This window comes from Streptomyces sp. NPDC048584, from assembly GCF_043199595.1.
Taxonomy (GTDB): domain Bacteria; phylum Actinomycetota; class Actinomycetes; order Streptomycetales; family Streptomycetaceae; genus Streptomyces; species Streptomyces edwardsiae.
Genome location: NZ_JBICWF010000012.1, coordinates 1 through 16,047 on the forward strand (window position 1 = coordinate 1; position 16,047 = coordinate 16,047).

The 16,047-nt window shown below is 71.1% G+C and carries 13 protein-coding genes and 3 pseudogenes; 7 read left to right on the plus strand and 9 right to left on the minus strand.

The features are described from left to right. Positions 1-259: 259 nt before the first annotated feature. Positions 260-1,945 (minus strand): ribonuclease J, encoded by a 1,686-nt coding sequence (locus ACGFR9_RS24950; RefSeq protein ID WP_030216934.1) that lies wholly within the window; start codon positions 1,943-1,945, stop codon positions 260-262. Between the two features lie 150 nt (positions 1,946-2,095). Then, the gene (gene dapA, locus ACGFR9_RS24955; protein ID WP_393212323.1) at positions 2,096-2,998 is read right to left on the minus strand and encodes a 4-hydroxy-tetrahydrodipicolinate synthase; all 903 of its coding nucleotides are present in this window, start codon (positions 2,996-2,998) and stop codon (positions 2,096-2,098) included. A gap of 371 nt (positions 2,999-3,369) precedes the next feature. Here dapA and ACGFR9_RS24960 point away from each other — a divergent pair, with 371 nt between their 5' ends. Next, complete coding sequence (locus tag ACGFR9_RS24960) at positions 3,370-3,609, plus strand: hypothetical protein (protein WP_393212325.1); 240 nt, start codon at positions 3,370-3,372, stop codon at positions 3,607-3,609. A 115-nt stretch (positions 3,610-3,724) separates the two neighbouring features. Next, positions 3,725-4,282 carry a hypothetical protein gene (locus tag ACGFR9_RS24965; RefSeq protein ID WP_393212327.1) on the plus strand — a complete coding sequence of 186 codons (558 nt, stop codon included), beginning with the start codon at positions 3,725-3,727 and terminating at the stop codon, positions 4,280-4,282. An 18-nt stretch (positions 4,283-4,300) separates the two neighbouring features. On the opposite strand, the gene ACGFR9_RS24970 is transcribed toward ACGFR9_RS24965, so the two are convergent. The 6 genes and pseudogenes from ACGFR9_RS24970 to ACGFR9_RS24995 form a co-directional block, all read right to left on the minus strand. Next, on the minus strand, positions 4,301-4,744 hold the full coding sequence (locus ACGFR9_RS24970) for a hypothetical protein (RefSeq protein ID WP_393212329.1): 444 nt from the start codon (positions 4,742-4,744) through the stop codon (positions 4,301-4,303). Positions 4,745-4,760: 16 nt separating this feature from the next. After that, a complete protein-coding gene (gene dapB, locus ACGFR9_RS24975) occupies positions 4,761-5,513 on the minus strand; it encodes a 4-hydroxy-tetrahydrodipicolinate reductase (protein WP_393212331.1) in 753 nt (250 codons plus the stop codon). Positions 5,514-5,539: 26 nt separating this feature from the next. After that, the gene (locus tag ACGFR9_RS24980; protein ID WP_393212333.1) at positions 5,540-6,919 is read right to left on the minus strand and encodes a M16 family metallopeptidase; all 1,380 of its coding nucleotides are present in this window, start codon (positions 6,917-6,919) and stop codon (positions 5,540-5,542) included. After that, positions 6,916-9,132 (minus strand): polyribonucleotide nucleotidyltransferase, encoded by a 2,217-nt coding sequence (locus tag ACGFR9_RS24985; RefSeq protein WP_311709848.1) that lies wholly within the window; start codon positions 9,130-9,132, stop codon positions 6,916-6,918. The genes ACGFR9_RS24980 and ACGFR9_RS24985 overlap by 4 nt, the downstream gene beginning before the upstream one ends. Positions 9,133-9,422: 290 nt before the next feature. Next, positions 9,423-9,710, minus strand: a complete 288-nt coding sequence (gene rpsO / locus ACGFR9_RS24990; protein ID WP_030216899.1) for a 30S ribosomal protein S15 — start codon at positions 9,708-9,710, stop codon at positions 9,423-9,425. A gap of 181 nt (positions 9,711-9,891) precedes the next feature. Next, positions 9,892-10,166: pseudogene (locus tag ACGFR9_RS24995) on the minus strand (type VII secretion integral membrane protein EccD); the annotation flags it as partial. Between the two features lie 840 nt (positions 10,167-11,006). Here ACGFR9_RS24995 and ACGFR9_RS25000 point away from each other — a divergent pair. The 4 genes and pseudogenes from ACGFR9_RS25000 to ACGFR9_RS25015 all read left to right on the plus strand — a co-directional run. After that, positions 11,007-11,318: a DUF397 domain-containing protein gene (locus tag ACGFR9_RS25000; protein WP_393212335.1), complete on the plus strand. Its 312-nt coding sequence runs from the start codon at positions 11,007-11,009 to the stop codon at positions 11,316-11,318. Positions 11,319-11,343: 25 nt separating this feature from the next. Next, positions 11,344-11,499, plus strand: coding sequence for a hypothetical protein (locus tag ACGFR9_RS25005; protein ID WP_393212337.1), 156 nt, complete (start codon positions 11,344-11,346; stop codon positions 11,497-11,499). A gap of 60 nt (positions 11,500-11,559) precedes the next feature. Then, a pseudogene (locus ACGFR9_RS25010) lies at positions 11,560-12,100 on the plus strand (hypothetical protein). A gap of 336 nt (positions 12,101-12,436) precedes the next feature. Continuing rightward, positions 12,437-12,547: pseudogene (locus ACGFR9_RS25015) on the plus strand (hypothetical protein); the annotation flags it as partial. Between the two features lie 23 nt (positions 12,548-12,570). Here ACGFR9_RS25015 and ACGFR9_RS25020 read toward each other — a convergent pair. Beyond that, positions 12,571-12,861 (minus strand): hypothetical protein, encoded by a 291-nt coding sequence (locus ACGFR9_RS25020; RefSeq protein WP_393212687.1) that lies wholly within the window; start codon positions 12,859-12,861, stop codon positions 12,571-12,573. Positions 12,862-12,925: 64 nt separating this feature from the next. On the opposite strand from ACGFR9_RS25020, the gene ACGFR9_RS25025 reads away from it, so the two are divergent. Continuing rightward, complete coding sequence (locus ACGFR9_RS25025; protein WP_393212667.1) at positions 12,926-15,808, plus strand: AAA family ATPase; 2,883 nt, start codon at positions 12,926-12,928, stop codon at positions 15,806-15,808. Positions 15,809-16,047 lie beyond the last annotated feature (239 nt).

The window sequence follows — 16,047 nt, forward strand, 5'->3', positions numbered from 1 at the left end:
TCCGACTCTATCAGATCTTTCCGATCCGATTTCCTCGGTGCTTTCCAGGTTCTCGCTTTCGCGTTTCCCTTTCCGGCGGTTCCGACTTTATCAGAGATTCTGAGCCGGTTTTCCCTCCCCCTTCCGGGCGATGGCTCCGACGCACGAAGTGGTCGGGTGCCCGTTCCGGAGGAGCTGTAAACGTACTGGAGCGGGGCGCCCCGATGCAAATCGAGGCGCCCCGCTCCTGGTTCGCGCGTACGTGCGGGCCGACGGGCCGTCAGACCTCGACCACGACGGGCAGGATCATCGGCCGGCGCCGGTAGGTGTCGGAGACCCACTTGCCCAGCGTGCGGCGGACGAGCTGCTGCATCTGGTGGGGTTCGACAACGCCGTCCTGGGCCGAGCGCTCCAGGGTCTCCGTGATCTTCGGGAGGACCTCCGCGAAGGCGGAGTCCTCGATGCCGGAGCCGCGGGCCTGTACATGCGGGCCACCCGTGATCTTGCCGGTGGACGAGTCGATGACCACGAAGACCGAGATGATGCCCTCGTCGCCGAGGATCTTGCGGTCCTTCAGCGCCGGCTCGCCGACGTCACCGACGGAGAGGCCGTCGACGTACACGTATCCCGCCTGGACCTTGCCGGAGATCTTGGCCTTGCCCTCGACGAGGTCGACGGCAACGCCGTCCTCGGCGATGACGATCCGGTCGTGCGGGACGCCGGTCAGGGCGCCCAGCTCGGCGTTGGCCCTCAGGTGACGCCATTCACCGTGGACCGGCATCAGGTTCTTGGGGCGGCAGATGTTGTAGAAGTACAGCAGCTCGCCGGCCGAGGCGTGACCCGAGACGTGGACCTTGGCGTTGCCCTTGTGGACGACGTCGGCGCCCCAGCGGGTCAGGCCGTTGATCACGCGGTAGACCGCGTTCTCGTTGCCCGGGATGAGGGACGACGCCAGGATCACCGTGTCGCCGTCGACGATGCGGATCTGGTGGTCGCGATTGGCCATGCGGGACAGGGCGGCCATCGGCTCGCCCTGGGAGCCCGTACAGACCAGGACCACTTCGCTGTCCGGCAGATCGTCGAGGGTCTTGACGTCCACGACGAGACCCGGCGGAACCTTGAGGTATCCGAGGTCTCGGGCGATGCCCATGTTGCGGACCATGGAACGGCCGACGAAGGCGACCCTGCGGCCGTACTCGTGCGCCGCGTCCAGGATCTGCTGGATGCGGTGCACATGGCTGGCGAAGCTGGCCACGATGATCCGCTTGCGGGCGCCGCCGAAGACCTGGCGCAGCACATTGGAGATGTCGCGCTCGGGCGGGACGAAGCCCGGGACCTCGGCGTTCGTGGAGTCGGCGAGCAGAAGGTCGATGCCTTCCTCGCTGAGCCTGGCGAACGCGTGCAGATCCGTGAGGCGGTTGTCCAGCGGGAGCTGGTCCATCTTGAAGTCGCCCGTGTGGACGGCCATGCCGGCGGGGGTGCGGATGGCCACGGCGAGCGCGTCGGGGATCGAGTGGTTGACCGCGATGAACTCGCAGTCGAACGGGCCGATGCGCTCACGCTGTCCTTCCGCCACCTGGAGGGTGTACGGGCGGATGCGGTGCTCCTGGAGCTTCGCCTCGATGAGGGCGAGGGTGAGCTTGGAGCCGATCAGCGGGATGTCCGGCTTCTCGCGCAGGAGGAAGGGGACGCCGCCGATGTGGTCCTCGTGGCCGTGGGTGAGGACGATGCCCTCGATGTCGTCGAGGCGGTCCCGGATGGACGAGAAGTCCGGCAGGATCAAGTCGATCCCGGGCTGTTCCTCCTCGGGGAAGAGCACGCCGCAGTCGACGATCAGCAGTCGGCCTCCGTACTCGAAGACCGTCATGTTGCGGCCGATCTCGCCGAGACCGCCGAGCGGGGTGACGCGCAGGCCGCCCGCGGGAAGGGGCGGGGGCGGTCCGAGTTCAGGGTGCGGATGACTCAAAAGACTCTCCTCAAACACGCGCGCCACGTACCGGTGGGCACGTGGCGCGCGTGACGTTCGTGCAGAAGCAGTTGTCTTGGGATACGGGCACCGGTGGCCCGTCTATTCGGTTGTGAAGTCCGTCTGCGCGAGCCGTCGCGCGAAGTCTGGTTACTGGAGTTGTACCCCGCCGGCGGCAAGATCGATCTTGAGCTGCTCGATCTCTTCCGGGGTGCACTCGGCCATGGGGGCGCGCAGCGGCCCGGCGGGCAGGCCCTTGAGGGCGAGCGCGGCCTTGGTGGTCATCACGCCCTGGGTGCGGAACATGCCCGTGTAGACGGGGAGCAGCTTCTGGTGGATCTCGGTGGCCTTCTGGACGTCTCCGGAGGTGTACGCCTCGACCAGGGCGCGCAGCTCGGGGGTGACGAGGTGGCCGACGACCGACACGAAGCCGACCGCTCCGATGGAGAGCAGGGGCAGGTTCAGCATGTCGTCGCCGGAGTACCAGGCGAGGCCCGAGCGGGCGATGGCCCAGCCGGCCCGGCCGAGGTCGCCCTTGGCGTCCTTGTTGGCGACGATGCGCGGGTGCTCGGCGAGGCGGACGATCGTCTCCGTGCTGATCGGGACGCCGCTGCGGCCGGGGATGTCGTACAGCATCACCGGCAGTTCGGCGGCGTCGGCGACGGCCGTGAAGTGCCGGTAGAGGCCCTCCTGCGGGGGCTTGTTGTAGTACGGCGTGACGACCAGGAGGCCGTGTGCGCCGGCGCGCTCCGCCGCGCGGGCCAGCTCGATGCTGTGGCGGGTGTCGTTGGTGCCGACTCCGGCGACGATGTGGGCGCGGTCGCCGACCGCCGCCACGATCGCCCGTACGAGGTCCGCTTTCTCCGCGTCGCTGGTGGTGGGGGACTCACCGGTGGTTCCGTTGAGGATCAGGCCGTCGTTGCCTGCGTCCACCAGGTGGGTGGCGAGCCGCTGTGCGCCGTCGAGGTCGAGTGCGCCGTCCGCCGTGAAGGGCGTGACCATGGCGGTGAGGACCCGCCCGAAGGGGGTCTGCGGAGTGGAGGTCGGAGCCATGGGTTACACGCTACTCGTTGCTCAGGGCGGGGTCTTCCCTCGGGGGAGGCGACAAGGTGGGGCAAAGGGGGGACCCGGCACTGCCTGCTCGGGGGTTCAGGCAGTACCGGGCCCGTTCGATCAGGCTAGATGAACTTCTGGAAATGCCGCAATACGGACACTTCCGTCGGCTGATCCGTACATCTGTACTCGCCGGGGGGAGCCGCGCTTCCGTGGGGCCGTGCGGGCGGGCGTTCCATGCCGTGGGACGACATACGGCGGCGAACATCGGCGAACTTCTGCGAACTCGGTGAAAGCGGGCACTTTCCGTGGCTGTCGCTCGTCTGTGTTGGTGACAGTGATTCGTTCGATCTTGAAGGAGACGTGCCCTGATGTCCGGTCGGCGCGAACCCGTTCCGTTCGCTTTTGTCGCCGAGGCCGACAGGTTCCGCAGCAATGTCACCCCGCCGCCCCGTGAGCGGCCCTCCGCCGGCCAGCTGGCCGGGCGCTGGCTGCTGGGGCTCACCCTGGTCGCCGGGCTGGTGGGCTCGCTGGTGATAGGAATGCCGGCGCTGTCCTCGGACCCCTCGGGGCCGGGGACACAGCAGTCACAGGCGACCGAGGGGCGTTAGCGCCTGTCCGGGGCGCGGCCCCGGCTCCATCCGGACCCCCGAGGGTGGTGACCAGGGGCACGGATCGATAGCCTCACCGGGCACTGCTGACGCATGGATCGAGTGAGGACCCGTCGTGCCCCTGCCCTTCCTGACGGCCGACCGCGCTTTCGACACGGCGGACGATGTCGCCCTGCCGTACGACGACCGGGACCGCTGGCGCCGCCCGTACCGTCCCGGGCCGTGGCGGGTGGGGGCGGCGGCGCTCCTGCTGCTGCTCGCGTCGTTCGTGCTGTTCGCCGCGGTGATCATCGCGGCGACGGCGGCGGTCGCGTCGGCCGGGACGGTTTTCGCCATCGCGCTGCTCGTCGTCGCCGGCGCGCTGCGACTGCTCCGTATGGGGGTGTGGGTGAGCGCCCGGGGGCTGCGTCAGGTGGCCTTCGTGAGCACGCGTACGGCGTCCTGGGACCAGGTGGTCAACGTGCGCACGGTGCAGCAGCCGGTGCGCTGGCTGGGGCTGCCCCGCACGGTGCAGGGGCAGGCGCTGCTGCTCTCCCGGCGGGGGCGTGCCGCGGAGTCGGTGCCGCCGCTGCTGACCTCGCACAACGCGGACTTCCTGGGGCGGGACCAGCTGGCCTTCGACCGGGCGGCCGACACCGTGGAGGCGTGGGCCGCCGAGTACGGGCGCAGCTGAGCGAGTCCCGTCAGGCGCTCAGAGCGAGGTCCTGTGCAGGGTGATCGCCCGCTGCATCGCCTTGCGGGCGCGGGGGGTGTCGCGGGCGTCGTGGTAGGCGACGGCCAGCCGGAACCAGTTGCGCCAGTCGTCGGGGGCGTCCTCCGTCTCGGCCTTGCGGCGGGCGAAGACCGCGTCGGCGGAGTCGCGGTCGACCCGCCCGCTGGGCAGCCGCTCCAGCTCGTCGACGGGCAGGCCGCCCTCGGCGTCGAGCAGGGCGGCGAGCCGGTTCGCGTCGCGGACGAACGCGGTGTTCTTCCACAGGAACCAGATACCGATGACCGGCAGGATCAGCACCGCCACGCCGAAGGTGACGGTGAGGGGCGTACCGGCCTTGATGAGGAGCACGCCGCGGCTGCCGGCCAGGACGAAGTAGACGACCAGGACGGCTGCCGTGACGGCGTAGGAGATCTTCGCGCGCATGAGGGTCGGCTCGGGCTCAGTTCAGGTCGAGGAAGTGTTCCAGGCCGAACGTGAGGCCGGGAGTGGTCACCACGCGGCGGGCGCCGAGCAGGATGCCCGGCATGAAGCTGCTGTGGTGCAGGGAGTCGTGGCGGACGGTGAGCGTCTCGCCCTCGGCGCCGAGCAGGACCTCCTGGTGGGCGAGGAGTCCGCGCAGCCGGACCGCGTGCACGGGAACCCCGTCCACGTCGGCGCCGCGGGCACCGTCCAGGGCGGTGGCCGTCGCGTCCGGGGCGGGAGCGGTACCGGCCTGACGGCGGGCCTCCGCGATGAGCTGGGCGGTGCGCGTGGCGGTGCCGCTGGGGGCGTCCACCTTGTTGGGGTGGTGTAGCTCGACGACCTCGACGGACTCGAAGTAGGGGGCGGCGATCTGCGCGAACTTCATGGTGAGCACGGCGCCGATGGAGAAGTTCGGGGCGATGAGCACGCCCGTCTCCGGGGACTGGCCGAGCCAGCCCCCCAGCTGCGCGAGACGGTCCTCGGTCCAGCCCGTGGTGCCGACGACGGCGTGGATGCCGTGGCGTACACAGAAATCGAGGTTGCCCATGACCGAGGCGGGGGTGGTCAGCTCCACGGCGACCTGGGCGCCGGTCTCGGCGAGGGTCTCCAGCTTGTCGCCCCGGCCGAGGGCGGCCACCAGTTCCATGTCGTCGGCGGCCTCGACGGCCCGTACCGCCTCGGAACCGATCCGTCCCCTGGCTCCGAGGACCGCCACGCGCAGCTTGCTCATGTTCGTTGCTTCCTTACCGGTGTGGGTCAGGCGACGGCGTCGTGCAGCCGGGACGCCTGCTTGTCCTTGAGGGGGCCGATGACCGACAGGGAGGGCCGCCGTGCCAGGACGTCACGGGCGACCGAGCGGACGTCGTCCGGGGTGACCGAGGCTATCCGGGTCAGCATGTCGTCGACCGACATCTGCTCGCCCCAGCACAGTTCGCTCTTGCCGATACGGTTCATCAGCGCGCCGGTGTCCTCGAGGCCGAGGACGGTGGAGCCCTGGAGTTGCCCGATGGCGCGCTCGATCTCGTCGTCGGGGAGTCCGTGCTCGGCGACCCGGTCGAGTTCGTCGCGGCAGATCTTCAGCACGTCGTGCACCTGGGCGGGCCTGCAGCCCGCGTACACGCCGAAGAGTCCGCAGTCGGCGAAGCCGGACGTGTACGAGTACACGCTGTAGGCCAGTCCGCGCTTCTCCCTGACCTCCTGGAAGAGGCGGGAGGACATGCCGCCGCCGAGGGCCGTGTTGAGCACGCCGAGGGCCCAGCGCCGCTCGTCGGTGCGGGCCAGGCCCGGCATGCCGAGGACGATGTGCGCCTGTTCCGTCCTGCGGCCGATGAGCTCGACCCGGCCGGCGGTGCGCAGGGTGCGCAGGCCGCCGCGCGGGGCGATGGGGTCGGCGTCGGTGTTCCCGAGGGCGCCGGCCTTCTCGAAGGCGGCGCGGACCTGGCGTACGACCTTGTTGTGGTCGATGTTGCCGGCGCAGGCGACCACGAGGTGGGTCGGGTCGTAGTGCTTCTTGTAGAAGCGGCGGATGCGGTCGGCGGTGAGGGCGTTGACCGTGTCCACCGTGCCGAGGACCGGGCGGCCGAGGGGGTTGTCGCCGAACATGGTGTGCGCGAACAGGTCGTGCACGCAGTCGCCGGGGTCGTCCTCGGTCATCGCGATCTCTTCGAGGATGGCGCCGCGCTCGACGTCGACGTCCTCCTGCCGGATCAGCGAGCCGGTGAGCATGTCGCAGACCACGTCGATGGCGAGCGGCAGGTCGGTGTCGAGCACACGCGCGTAGTAGCACGTGTACTCCTTCGCCGTGAACGCGTTCATCTCGCCGCCGACGGCGTCGACGGCCGAGGAGATGTCCAGGGCGGAGCGGCGGGAGGTGCCCTTGAAGAGCAGGTGCTCCAGGTAGTGGGTGGCGCCGTTCAGCGCCGGGGTCTCGTCGCGCGAGCCGACGTGGGCCCAGATGCCGAAGGTCGCGGAGCGGACCGAGGGCAGGGTCTCGGTGACGATGCGCAGGCCGCCGGGGAGCGTGGTCCTGCGGACCGTACCGATGCCGTTCTCGCCCTTGATCAGGGTTTGGGTACGGGCGACGGCCCGCGCCTCCGAGGAGGTGCGGGCCGTCGCCTTGGCGCTACGGGACGTCACTTGTCGGCGTCGTCCTTCTTGTCGTCGCCCTCTTCGCCCTCGATCACGGGGATCAGGGAGAGCTTGCCGCGGGAGTCGATCTCGGCGATCTCGACCTGGACCTTCTGGCCCACGCCGAGCACGTCCTCGACGTTCTCCACGCGCTTGCCGCCGGCCAGCTTGCGGATCTGCGAGATGTGCAGCAGACCGTCCTTGCCGGGCATCAGGGAGACGAACGCGCCGAAGGTGGTCGTCTTCACGACCGTACCCAGGTAGCGCTCGCCGACCTCGGGCATGGTCGGGTTGGCGATGCTGTTGATCGTGGCGCGGGCGGCCTCGGCCTGCGAGCCCTGGGCGGCACCGATGTAGATGGTGCCGTCGTCCTCGATCGTGATGTCGGCGCCGGTGTCCTCCTGGATCTGGTTGATCATCTTGCCCTTGGGGCCGATGACCTCACCGATCTTGTCCACGGGGATCTTGACGGTGATGATCCGCGGGGCGTTCGGGGACATCTCGTCCGGCGTGTCGATCGCTTCCATCATCACGTCGAGGATGTGGAGGCGGGCGTCGCGGGCCTGCTTGAGGGCCGCGGCCAGGACGGAGGCCGGGATGCCGTCCAGCTTGGTGTCGAGCTGGAGGGCGGTCACGAACTCCTTGGTGCCGGCGACCTTGAAGTCCATGTCGCCGAAGGCGTCCTCCGCACCGAGGATGTCGGTGAGGGTGACGTAGTGCGTCTCGCCTTCGATGTCCTGGGAGATCAGGCCCATGGCGATACCGGCGACGGGGGCCTTCAGCGGCACACCGGCGTTCAGCAGCGACATGGTGGAGGCGCAGACCGAGCCCATCGACGTCGAGCCGTTGGAGCTCAGCGCCTCGGAGACCTGGCGGATCGCGTAGGGGAACTCCTCGCGCGTCGGCAGGACCGGGACCAGGGCGCGCTCGGCGAGGGCGCCGTGGCCGATCTCGCGGCGCTTCGGGGAGCCGACGCGGCCGGTCTCACCGGTGGAGTACGGCGGGAAGTTGTAGTTGTGCATGTAGCGCTTGCGGGTCACCGGGGAGAGGGTGTCCAGCTGCTGCTCCATACGGAGCATGTTGAGGGTGGTGACGCCCAGGATCTGGGTCTCGCCACGCTCGAACACCGCGGAGCCGTGCACGCGCGGGATGGCCTCGACCTCGGCGGCCAGGGTGCGGATATCGGTGACACCGCGGCCGTCGATGCGCTTCTTCTCCTTGATGACACGCTCACGGACCAGGGACTTGGTCAGCGAGCGGTACGCGGCGGAGATCTCCTTCTCGCGGCCCTCGAACTCCGGCAGGAGCTTCTCGGCGGCGAGCGCCTTGACGCGGTCCAGCTCGGCCTCGCGCTCCTGCTTGCCGGCGATGGTCAGCGCGGAGGCGAGCTCCGGCTTGACGGCGCCGGTGAGGGCCTCGAGGACGTCGTCCTGGTAGTCCAGGAAGATCGGGAACTCGCCGGTGGGCTTGGCGGCCTTCGCGGCGAGGTCGGCCTGGGCGCGGCAGAGCACCTTGATGAAGGGCTTGGCGGCCTCCAGACCGGCGGCGACGACCTCCTCGGTCGGCGCCTCGGCGCCGCCCTTGACCAGCTGGATGGTCTTGTCGGTGGCCTCGGCCTCGACCATCATGATCGCGACGTCGCCGTCCTCCAGGGTGCGGCCCGCGACGACCATGTCGAAGACGGCGTCCTCGAGCTCGGAGTGCGTCGGGAAGGCCACCCACTGGCCGTTGATCAGCGCGACGCGGACGCCGCCGATCGGGCCGGAGAAGGGCAGACCGGCCAGCTGCGTGGACGCGGAGGCGGCGTTGATCGCCACGACGTCGTACAGGTGGTCGGGGTTGAGCGCCATGATCGTGGCGACGACCTGGATCTCGTTGCGCAGGCCCTTCTTGAAGGACGGGCGCAGCGGGCGGTCGATGAGGCGGCAGGTGAGGATCGCGTCCTCGGAGGGACGGCCCTCCCGGCGGAAGAAGGAGCCGGGGATCTTGCCGGCCGCGTACATCCGCTCCTCGACGTCCACCGTGAGCGGGAAGAAGTCGAGCTGGTCCTTGGGGTTCTTGGACGCGGTGGTGGCCGACAGCACCATGGTGTCGTCGTCCAGGTAGGCCACGGCGGAACCGGCGGCCTGACGGGCCAGGCGGCCCGTCTCGAAGCGGATGGTGCGGGTGCCGAAGGAGCCGTTGTCGATGACGGCCTCGGCGTAGTGGGTCTCGTTCTCCACTAGCGTTTTCTCCATTACTTGTCGTCTTTCGTCCCGCCTCGCCCGTGTGGCGGGGGGACGGGGGCGGAGAAGCGCTCCACTGGTGCGGGCCGGTCTTCGATCGAAGCTCCCGGGGCTGACTCTCCCGGGGGCCACTACCGAGGACCGGCGGCGGCGAGGTGCGCTTCTCCTCGTGCGTCGTTCGTACCTATTGCGTTGTGCTACCACACTACAAAGGTGCGGTGACAGTCCGCACGTACAGCAAAGGGAGCGGTCCCCAATCTGCAGGGAACCGCTCCCTTCACGGCGTCTTACTTGGCGCCCGCCGCACCGCGGCGGATGCCCAGACGGTCGACCAGCGCACGGAAGCGCTGGATGTCCTTCTTGGCGAGGTACTGCAGCAGCCGACGGCGCTGACCGACCAGGATGAGCAGACCACGGCGGGAGTGGTGGTCGTGCTTGTGGCTCTTGAGGTGCTCGGTCAGGTCGGAGATCCGACGCGACAGCAGAGCGACCTGGACCTCGGGGGAGCCGGTGTCACCCTCCTTGGTACCGAACTCGGAGATGATCTGCTTCTTCACAGCGGCGTCGAGCGACACGCGTACTCCTCATAGTCTGTGAGCGGCCACCGAGCGCCCCCGGTCTGCTTCTCGGGGGGACTTCCATGACTCGGAAGGCGGGGATCCGCTGGGCGCTGCCTCCGGATCTCCGGGGGTGCGTACACATACGGCCGTCAGCCAGGGTACCAGGGCAGCGACCGCCGTCCGGCCACCGCCCGTCTCACCCGGTCATGGCCCGTACGGCGGTGAGGACGCCCAGCGCCGCCAGGCACAGCGGCACCAGGGTGAGCAGGACGGCCGACTCGGCGAGGTCGAGGAAGCGGCCCCGGAACGGCGAGAGCCCCCTGCGGGGGACGAGCAGGCCGACGGCGGTGCTCAGCACGGTCCCGGCGACAGCAGGGCCGCGACGGCGCCGAGGCCGGCGGTCAGGGCGCAGGCCACCTGCGAGGTGTAGCGGAACAGACGGGCACGGATCAGCAGGGCCAGTGGGGAAGCGTAGGGGGTGCAGGTCGTGCTGGACGTGGGCCAGGTTGTCGTGCCCTGAGGGTGGTGCGGGTGCGCCACGCCATGTCGCCCTGTTCGTCGACGAGTTCGGTGGGGGTGGCGACCAGGTCGGTGACGAGGGCGAAGGCGAGGCAACCTTTGCCAACCGGCATGTGGTGAGCCACCCATGCGGGGAGGCGGTCCGCCATCGGGCCGCCTCCGTACTCGGCTCTGTCTGTCTGTCTGTCTGTCTGTCTGTCTCAGCCCATCAGCATGCGGAAGCGGGCCGCGTCGCCGTGGTCGGTGTCCTTGAAGCCGATGACCGACCCGTCGAGGAGCTGGGCGATACGGGCCGGCTTCTGGCACATCCGGCCCCTCTCCGCGTTGCTGCCGCGCTGGATCTCGGAGTACGCGGGCCTTGACCTTGCGCATGAGGATCTCGAGCTGCTCGCTCATCTCCCTGTGCCGTCTTGCGCACGTCCTGCGCGGCCTGGGTGACGGTGTCGAAGTAGACCGCCGTGCGGTCGTGGTCGACGCTCATGGTCTCGTGCCCTCCTCATGAAGTGCTGGACAGATGTCCAGGCGTCCTGGCGGGCAAGAACCGCTGCCTCCCTGCGCGACGCGTGGTCGCGGCGCCGCGCCGCCCCCGTGCGGTAGCACATGCATGGCACCCGGAGCCACTTCGGTCACTTGGTGTGGGTGTTCCAACTGCGAAGCGGATACGAGCCAGTTCAGGGCGGGTACTCTCCGGCAGAACCGCGAGATCCGGTCACCGCACGGCCCCCTCCGCGGGAGGTGGCCAATACTGTGACCGAGGATCGTTCGTACGTCGTGAAAGGACATCGCTGCGCCATGGCTGAACTGCCGGACCGGGAGCGCGAGACGCCCGAGGAGATCAAGGCGCGCAAGGAGCGTGAGCGGGACGAGCTGTACGCGCTCGACATCTCGGGGGTCGAGTGGCACTCCGCTCCGGGCACCGAGGAGCACGAGGAGCGGGTCGAGATCGCCTATCTGCCCGACGGTGCGGTGGCCATGCGGTCCTCGCTCGACCCGAAGACCGTGCTGCGCTATACGGAGGCGGAGTGGCATGCCTTCGTACTCGGCGCGAGGGACGGGGAGTTCGACCTCGAGCCGTCGTCGGGGAACGGCACGACGACCGAGTGACGCCGGGGGACGCCACGGCTGCCCGGTGACGCGAGGGGGCGGGATCCGGCTGGAGTCGGCGCAGATCGTGCCGCACACCCAGCCCGCTCCGGCGCTGCATCTGCCCTCGCGGTCCGTGGCGGTCGCCGACTACGCGCCGCTGCAGAAGCGGACGGAGGCCCCGGCGGTGCGCATCACATGAATCGCGCTGAAGCTGGACCCCGAGCTCTGTCCCGAGGCCGTGGCCGCGCGCGGCGGCGGCCTGGTCGGGGCGCAGAAGCGTGTCACCCGCGCGGCTCATCATCTCGCCAGCCGGTTGACGGGCCGGCCCGCGGTGCTCGGGCTCAGCCGGCCCACGCCGTACGGCGTCGTCCTGATCGGCGGGCTGTGGACGGCGCAGGTGCTCGCGCTGCGGGCGGCCGCGACCGGTGCGCGGGTCGCGGTGGAGACGGGGCGCCCGCAGGCCTGGCAGCGGATGCTGCACGCCAGGGGAGGCGGGCAGAACGGGCTGACGGTGTACGACGTGGGGCGCGTGCCGCCGCAGGGCGCGTCCGCGGGGACGCCTGTGCTGGTGGTGCGGGACTGCGGCATGCGGCCGCCCCGGGGGCGGGTCGTCTCGGGGCTCGGCAGTCGCTGCTGACGCTGCTGACGTACCTCGCCTTCCCCGGGCCGAGGTGGAGTCACTGCCCGCCCTCGCCGACGGGGTGACGCTCTGGTGCGCCGACGGCGACCGGCAGTATGCGACGACCCGTCCCACGGACGCGGAGACCGGTCTGCTGGGCATGCCTCGCCGGATGGACTGAGCGGGCGGGGGCGACGGAGGTGCCGTTTCGTCACCCGGCTTTCACTTCCTGCCCATATGGCTGCCGTTGATGCCCGGTTTGCGGGTGGATGTCGGTCGACTGCCCGCCGGTTGTGCCCTGTTGCGCCCTGTGGAGGGGGGCGGGCGGGCCTGCCGTAGGGGGGCGGGTGGTGATTAGGCTGGGTGTGGGCGTGACGTCGGAACCCGTGAACCGGGCGGCGGCGTCCCGGGTGAGAGCGGGGGAGACCGATGGCATCGGAGGACCTCGCACGATCTCGAGCGGCTTCGGACCACTGCGAAGCACTACGGACGACAAACACGGTCGCCCCAGCGTGGCATGAGGGTGCACGACCAATCAGGAGGAACTGTGAGCAGCGATCGGGACGGGACACGCGGGGGCTGGGCGACACCCGGCGATGACCAGCCCGACGCGGAGTCCGCCATCGAGACGACGGGCGAGTTCACCATCGACTACGCGCCGCCGGCCTGGTACACGCAGAACGCTTCGGGGAGTCCGGAGCCGGGGGGTCCGTCCGCTTCCTCCGGTTCCTCGGACACGCCGCCGTCCTCGCCTTCCGCTCCGGCGCCGGCGCCTTCGTCCGGCGGGCCGATTCCGCCGTTGCCGGGGCTGACTCCGCCACCGCACGCCGTGGGAGCCGGTGGGCCGTCGGCGATTCCGGTACCACCGCCCGTGCCCTCGCCCGCGCCGGGGGCGCCTTTCACTCCGCCCGCGCCCGGGTCCGCGCCGAGCGCCCCGTTCACGCCTCCGGCGCCTCCGGTGCCTGCCGCGCCGTTCACGCCGCCCGCGCCGCCGTCGGGGGCTCCCGTGGCCGTTCCGAGGCTTCCGGCGGGGAGTGGGTTCGAGCCGCAGCGGCCGGAGGCGGCGGCCGAGCCCGCGGACACCGGTGCGGCTTCGCCCTCGGCTGTGCCGGACGTCGCGGCCGGTGGGTTCGAGAACGACAACGGTGATCTGGAGAGCGGTGCGACGATCCGCTTCTCCGCCGCCGCGCTGAAGCGGGAGATCGCGGAGCGTGAGGCGGAGGACGAGCCCGAGGCCGAGCCCGAGACGAACGCGGAGGCGGAGGCGGAGGCGGAGGACGACGTACGGCCCGAGCCGGCCGCCCAGGAGGAGCGCGGGAGCGACTCCGACTCCGACTCCGACTCCGACTCCGACTCCGACTCCGAGGAGCCTTCCCCGGAGTCCGACGAGGTCGACGTCACTGACGCCGAGGACGTGGAAGGCAAGGACGTGGAAGGCGAGGACGCCGAGTCCCCGGTGACCGACGGGTCGGACGACGCGGCGCCGGTGGAACCGGAGGATGAGCCGGAGGCCGAGCCGCAGGACGCTCCGGTGGCGGACGTACCCCCCGCCGGTGAGCCCGAGGACGCCGTGCCGGTGAACGACGCGGTGCCCGCCGACGAGGTGCCCGCCGAGGCCCCCGAGGACAGCGCGCCACAGGACGCTGTCCCTGCCGCGCCCGATGCCGCGCCCGCGTACCCCGCCGCCCCGGCGCCGGCCGGTCAGTGGCCGCCGCAGCCGCCGCAGGTCCCCGCCCAGCCGGCGGACGCGCGGCCCCAGCCGCCGTTCCAGCCTCAGGCCCCGCAGCCCGCGCCCGCCGCCTGGAACCCGCCCCCGGCCCCGCAGTCCGGCTACGGCTTCCCGCCCGGCGCCCCGGCGCCGCAGCCCGAGACCCCGCCCGCGCCGGCCGCCGGCGCCGAGACCAGCTTCTACCTGCCGCAGCCGGGCTCCGCCCCGACTCCCCCGGCCGGGTACGGCTTCCCGCCCACCGGCGCCCCCGACCCCGCGAACCCCCAGCCCCAGCCGACCAGTCCGCCCACCCCCGACCCGCAGACCGGCGCAGGCTTCCCCCAGCAACCCGCCACGGCTCCCCAGACCCCGCCACAGCCCACCCCCGGCAAGCCCGCCGGCTACGGCTTCCCGCAGACACCCGCCACTCCGGCCGCCCAGGCCCCGGCACAACCCCGGCCCGAAACGCCGCCCACCCCCAGCCAGCCCGCCGGCTACGGCTTCCCGCCCACCGGCGCCCCCGACCCCGCGAACCCCCAGCCCCAGCCGGCCACTCCGCCCACCCCCAACCCGCAGACCGGCGCAGGCTTCCCCCAGCAACCCGCCACGGCTCCCCAGACCCCGCCACAGCCCACCCCCGGCCGGCCCGCCGGATACGGCTTCCCGCAGCAGGGTGCCCCGCAGCCGCCGGCGCCCGCGGCGGGCTACGGCTTCCCGCAGCAGCAGCCGCCGCAGCCCCAGCCCGCGGCCCCGCCCGCGCCCAGCCCGCAGGCCGGGTACGGCTTCCCGCCCGGTGCCGCCCCGGCTCCCCCGGCCCAGCCCGCCGGGTACGGCTTCCCGCAGCAGCCCGGCGCGCCGGCGCAGCCGCAGCAGCCCGCCTCCCCCGGGCAGCAGCCGCACGCCGGTGTGCCGCCGCAGGTGCAGCCCCCTCAGCAGCCCGTCGATCCCCGCGCCGGCGCCGCCTGGCCGCAGCCCATCCAGCACGATCACCGACAGCCCACCAACCCCGGTGCCGCGCCCCTGGGTTACACCGCCGCCGTGGAGCTGTCCTCGGACCGGCTGCTCAACAGCAAGAAGCAGAAGGCGAAGAGCAGCCGTCCCGCGTCCGGCGGTTCGCGGTTCAAGCTGGGCGGGAAGAAGGAGGAGGCCGAGCGGCAGCGGAAGCTGGAGCTGATCCGTACGCCGGTGCTGTCCTGCTACCGCATCGCCGTCATCAGTCTCAAGGGTGGTGTCGGCAAGACGACGACCACCACCGCGCTCGGCTCCACCCTCGCCACCGAGCGGCAGGACAAGATCCTCGCGATCGACGCCAACCCGGACGCCGGTACGCTCGGCCGCCGGGTGCGGCGTGAGACGGGGGCCACCATCCGTGACCTCGTCCAGGCGATCCCGTACCTCAACTCGTACATGGACATCCGGCGGTTCACCTCGCAGGCGTCCTCCGGACTGGAGATCATCGCCAACGACGTCGACCCCGCCGTGTCCACGGCGTTCAACGACGAGGACTACCGGCGCGCGATCGACGTGCTCGGCAAGCAGTACCCGATCATCCTCACCGACTCGGGTACGGGTCTGCTCTACAGCGCCATGCGCGGGGTGCTGGACCTCGCCGACCAGTTGATCATCATCTCCACACCGTCCGTGGACGGTGCGAGCAGCGCCAGTACGACGCTGGACTGGCTGTCCGCGCACGGGTACGCGGACCTGGTGTCACGGTCGCTCACCGTGATCTCCGGAGTGCGCGAGACCGGCAAGATGATCAAGGTCGACGACATCGTGGCACACTTCCGGACCCGGTGCCGGGGCGTGCTCGTCGTCCCGTTCGACGAGCATCTGGCCGCCGGTGCGGAGGTCGACCTCGACATGATGCGGCCCAAGGTGCGGGAGGCGTACTTCAACCTCGCGGCACTGGTCGCCGAGGACTTCGTACGTCATCAGCAGTCGCACGGGCTGTGGACCTCCGACGGCAATCCGCCGCCGGTCGCCGCGCCGCCGATGCCGGGGCAGCACGTCCCGGGCCAGCCCGCTCCGGGCCAGGCGGGCCCGTACCCGCAGCAGCCCGCGCCCGGGCAGCCCTACGCCCAGCCGGGACAGCCCCCGGCCCAGCCCGGCCACCCGTACCCGCAGATGCCGGGCCAGGTGCCGGGGCAGCCGTACCCGCCCCACCCCGGTCAGCAGTAGGTCACCGCACCACCCACCGAAGCGGCCCCTCCCGAGGGGCCGCTTCGCGTCTGCCGGGTCCGGGGGCCCGTCAGGCCCTGGCCAGGAACGCGTCACCGGTCTCGACCAATGGGCGGGCCGCGCGCCCTCAACTCCGCGTTGTCGCAGGCCACATGGGGTCATATGCGCCGTTGACGGTCTCAGCCGCCGCTGATAGACACACTCATCACTCATCTGATCGACCCGCCCTTCCCGTGCGA

Excerpts from the sequence above, each read along its gene's own strand:
- ACGFR9_RS25000 (WP_393212335.1), top strand. The coding sequence starts at position 11,007 with ATGGCTGAACTGCCGGACCGGGAGCGCGAGACGCCCGAGGAGATCAAG.
- ACGFR9_RS24960 (WP_393212325.1), top strand. The coding sequence starts at position 3,370 with ATGTCCGGTCGGCGCGAACCCGTTCCGTTCGCTTTTGTCGCCGAGGCC.
- dapB (WP_393212331.1), bottom strand. The coding sequence starts at position 5,513 with ATGAGCAAGCTGCGCGTGGCGGTCCTCGGAGCCAGGGGACGGATCGGT.
- dapA (WP_393212323.1), bottom strand. The coding sequence starts at position 2,998 with ATGGCTCCGACCTCCACTCCGCAGACCCCCTTCGGGCGGGTCCTCACC.
- ACGFR9_RS24970 (WP_393212329.1), bottom strand. The coding sequence starts at position 4,744 with ATGCGCGCGAAGATCTCCTACGCCGTCACGGCAGCCGTCCTGGTCGTC.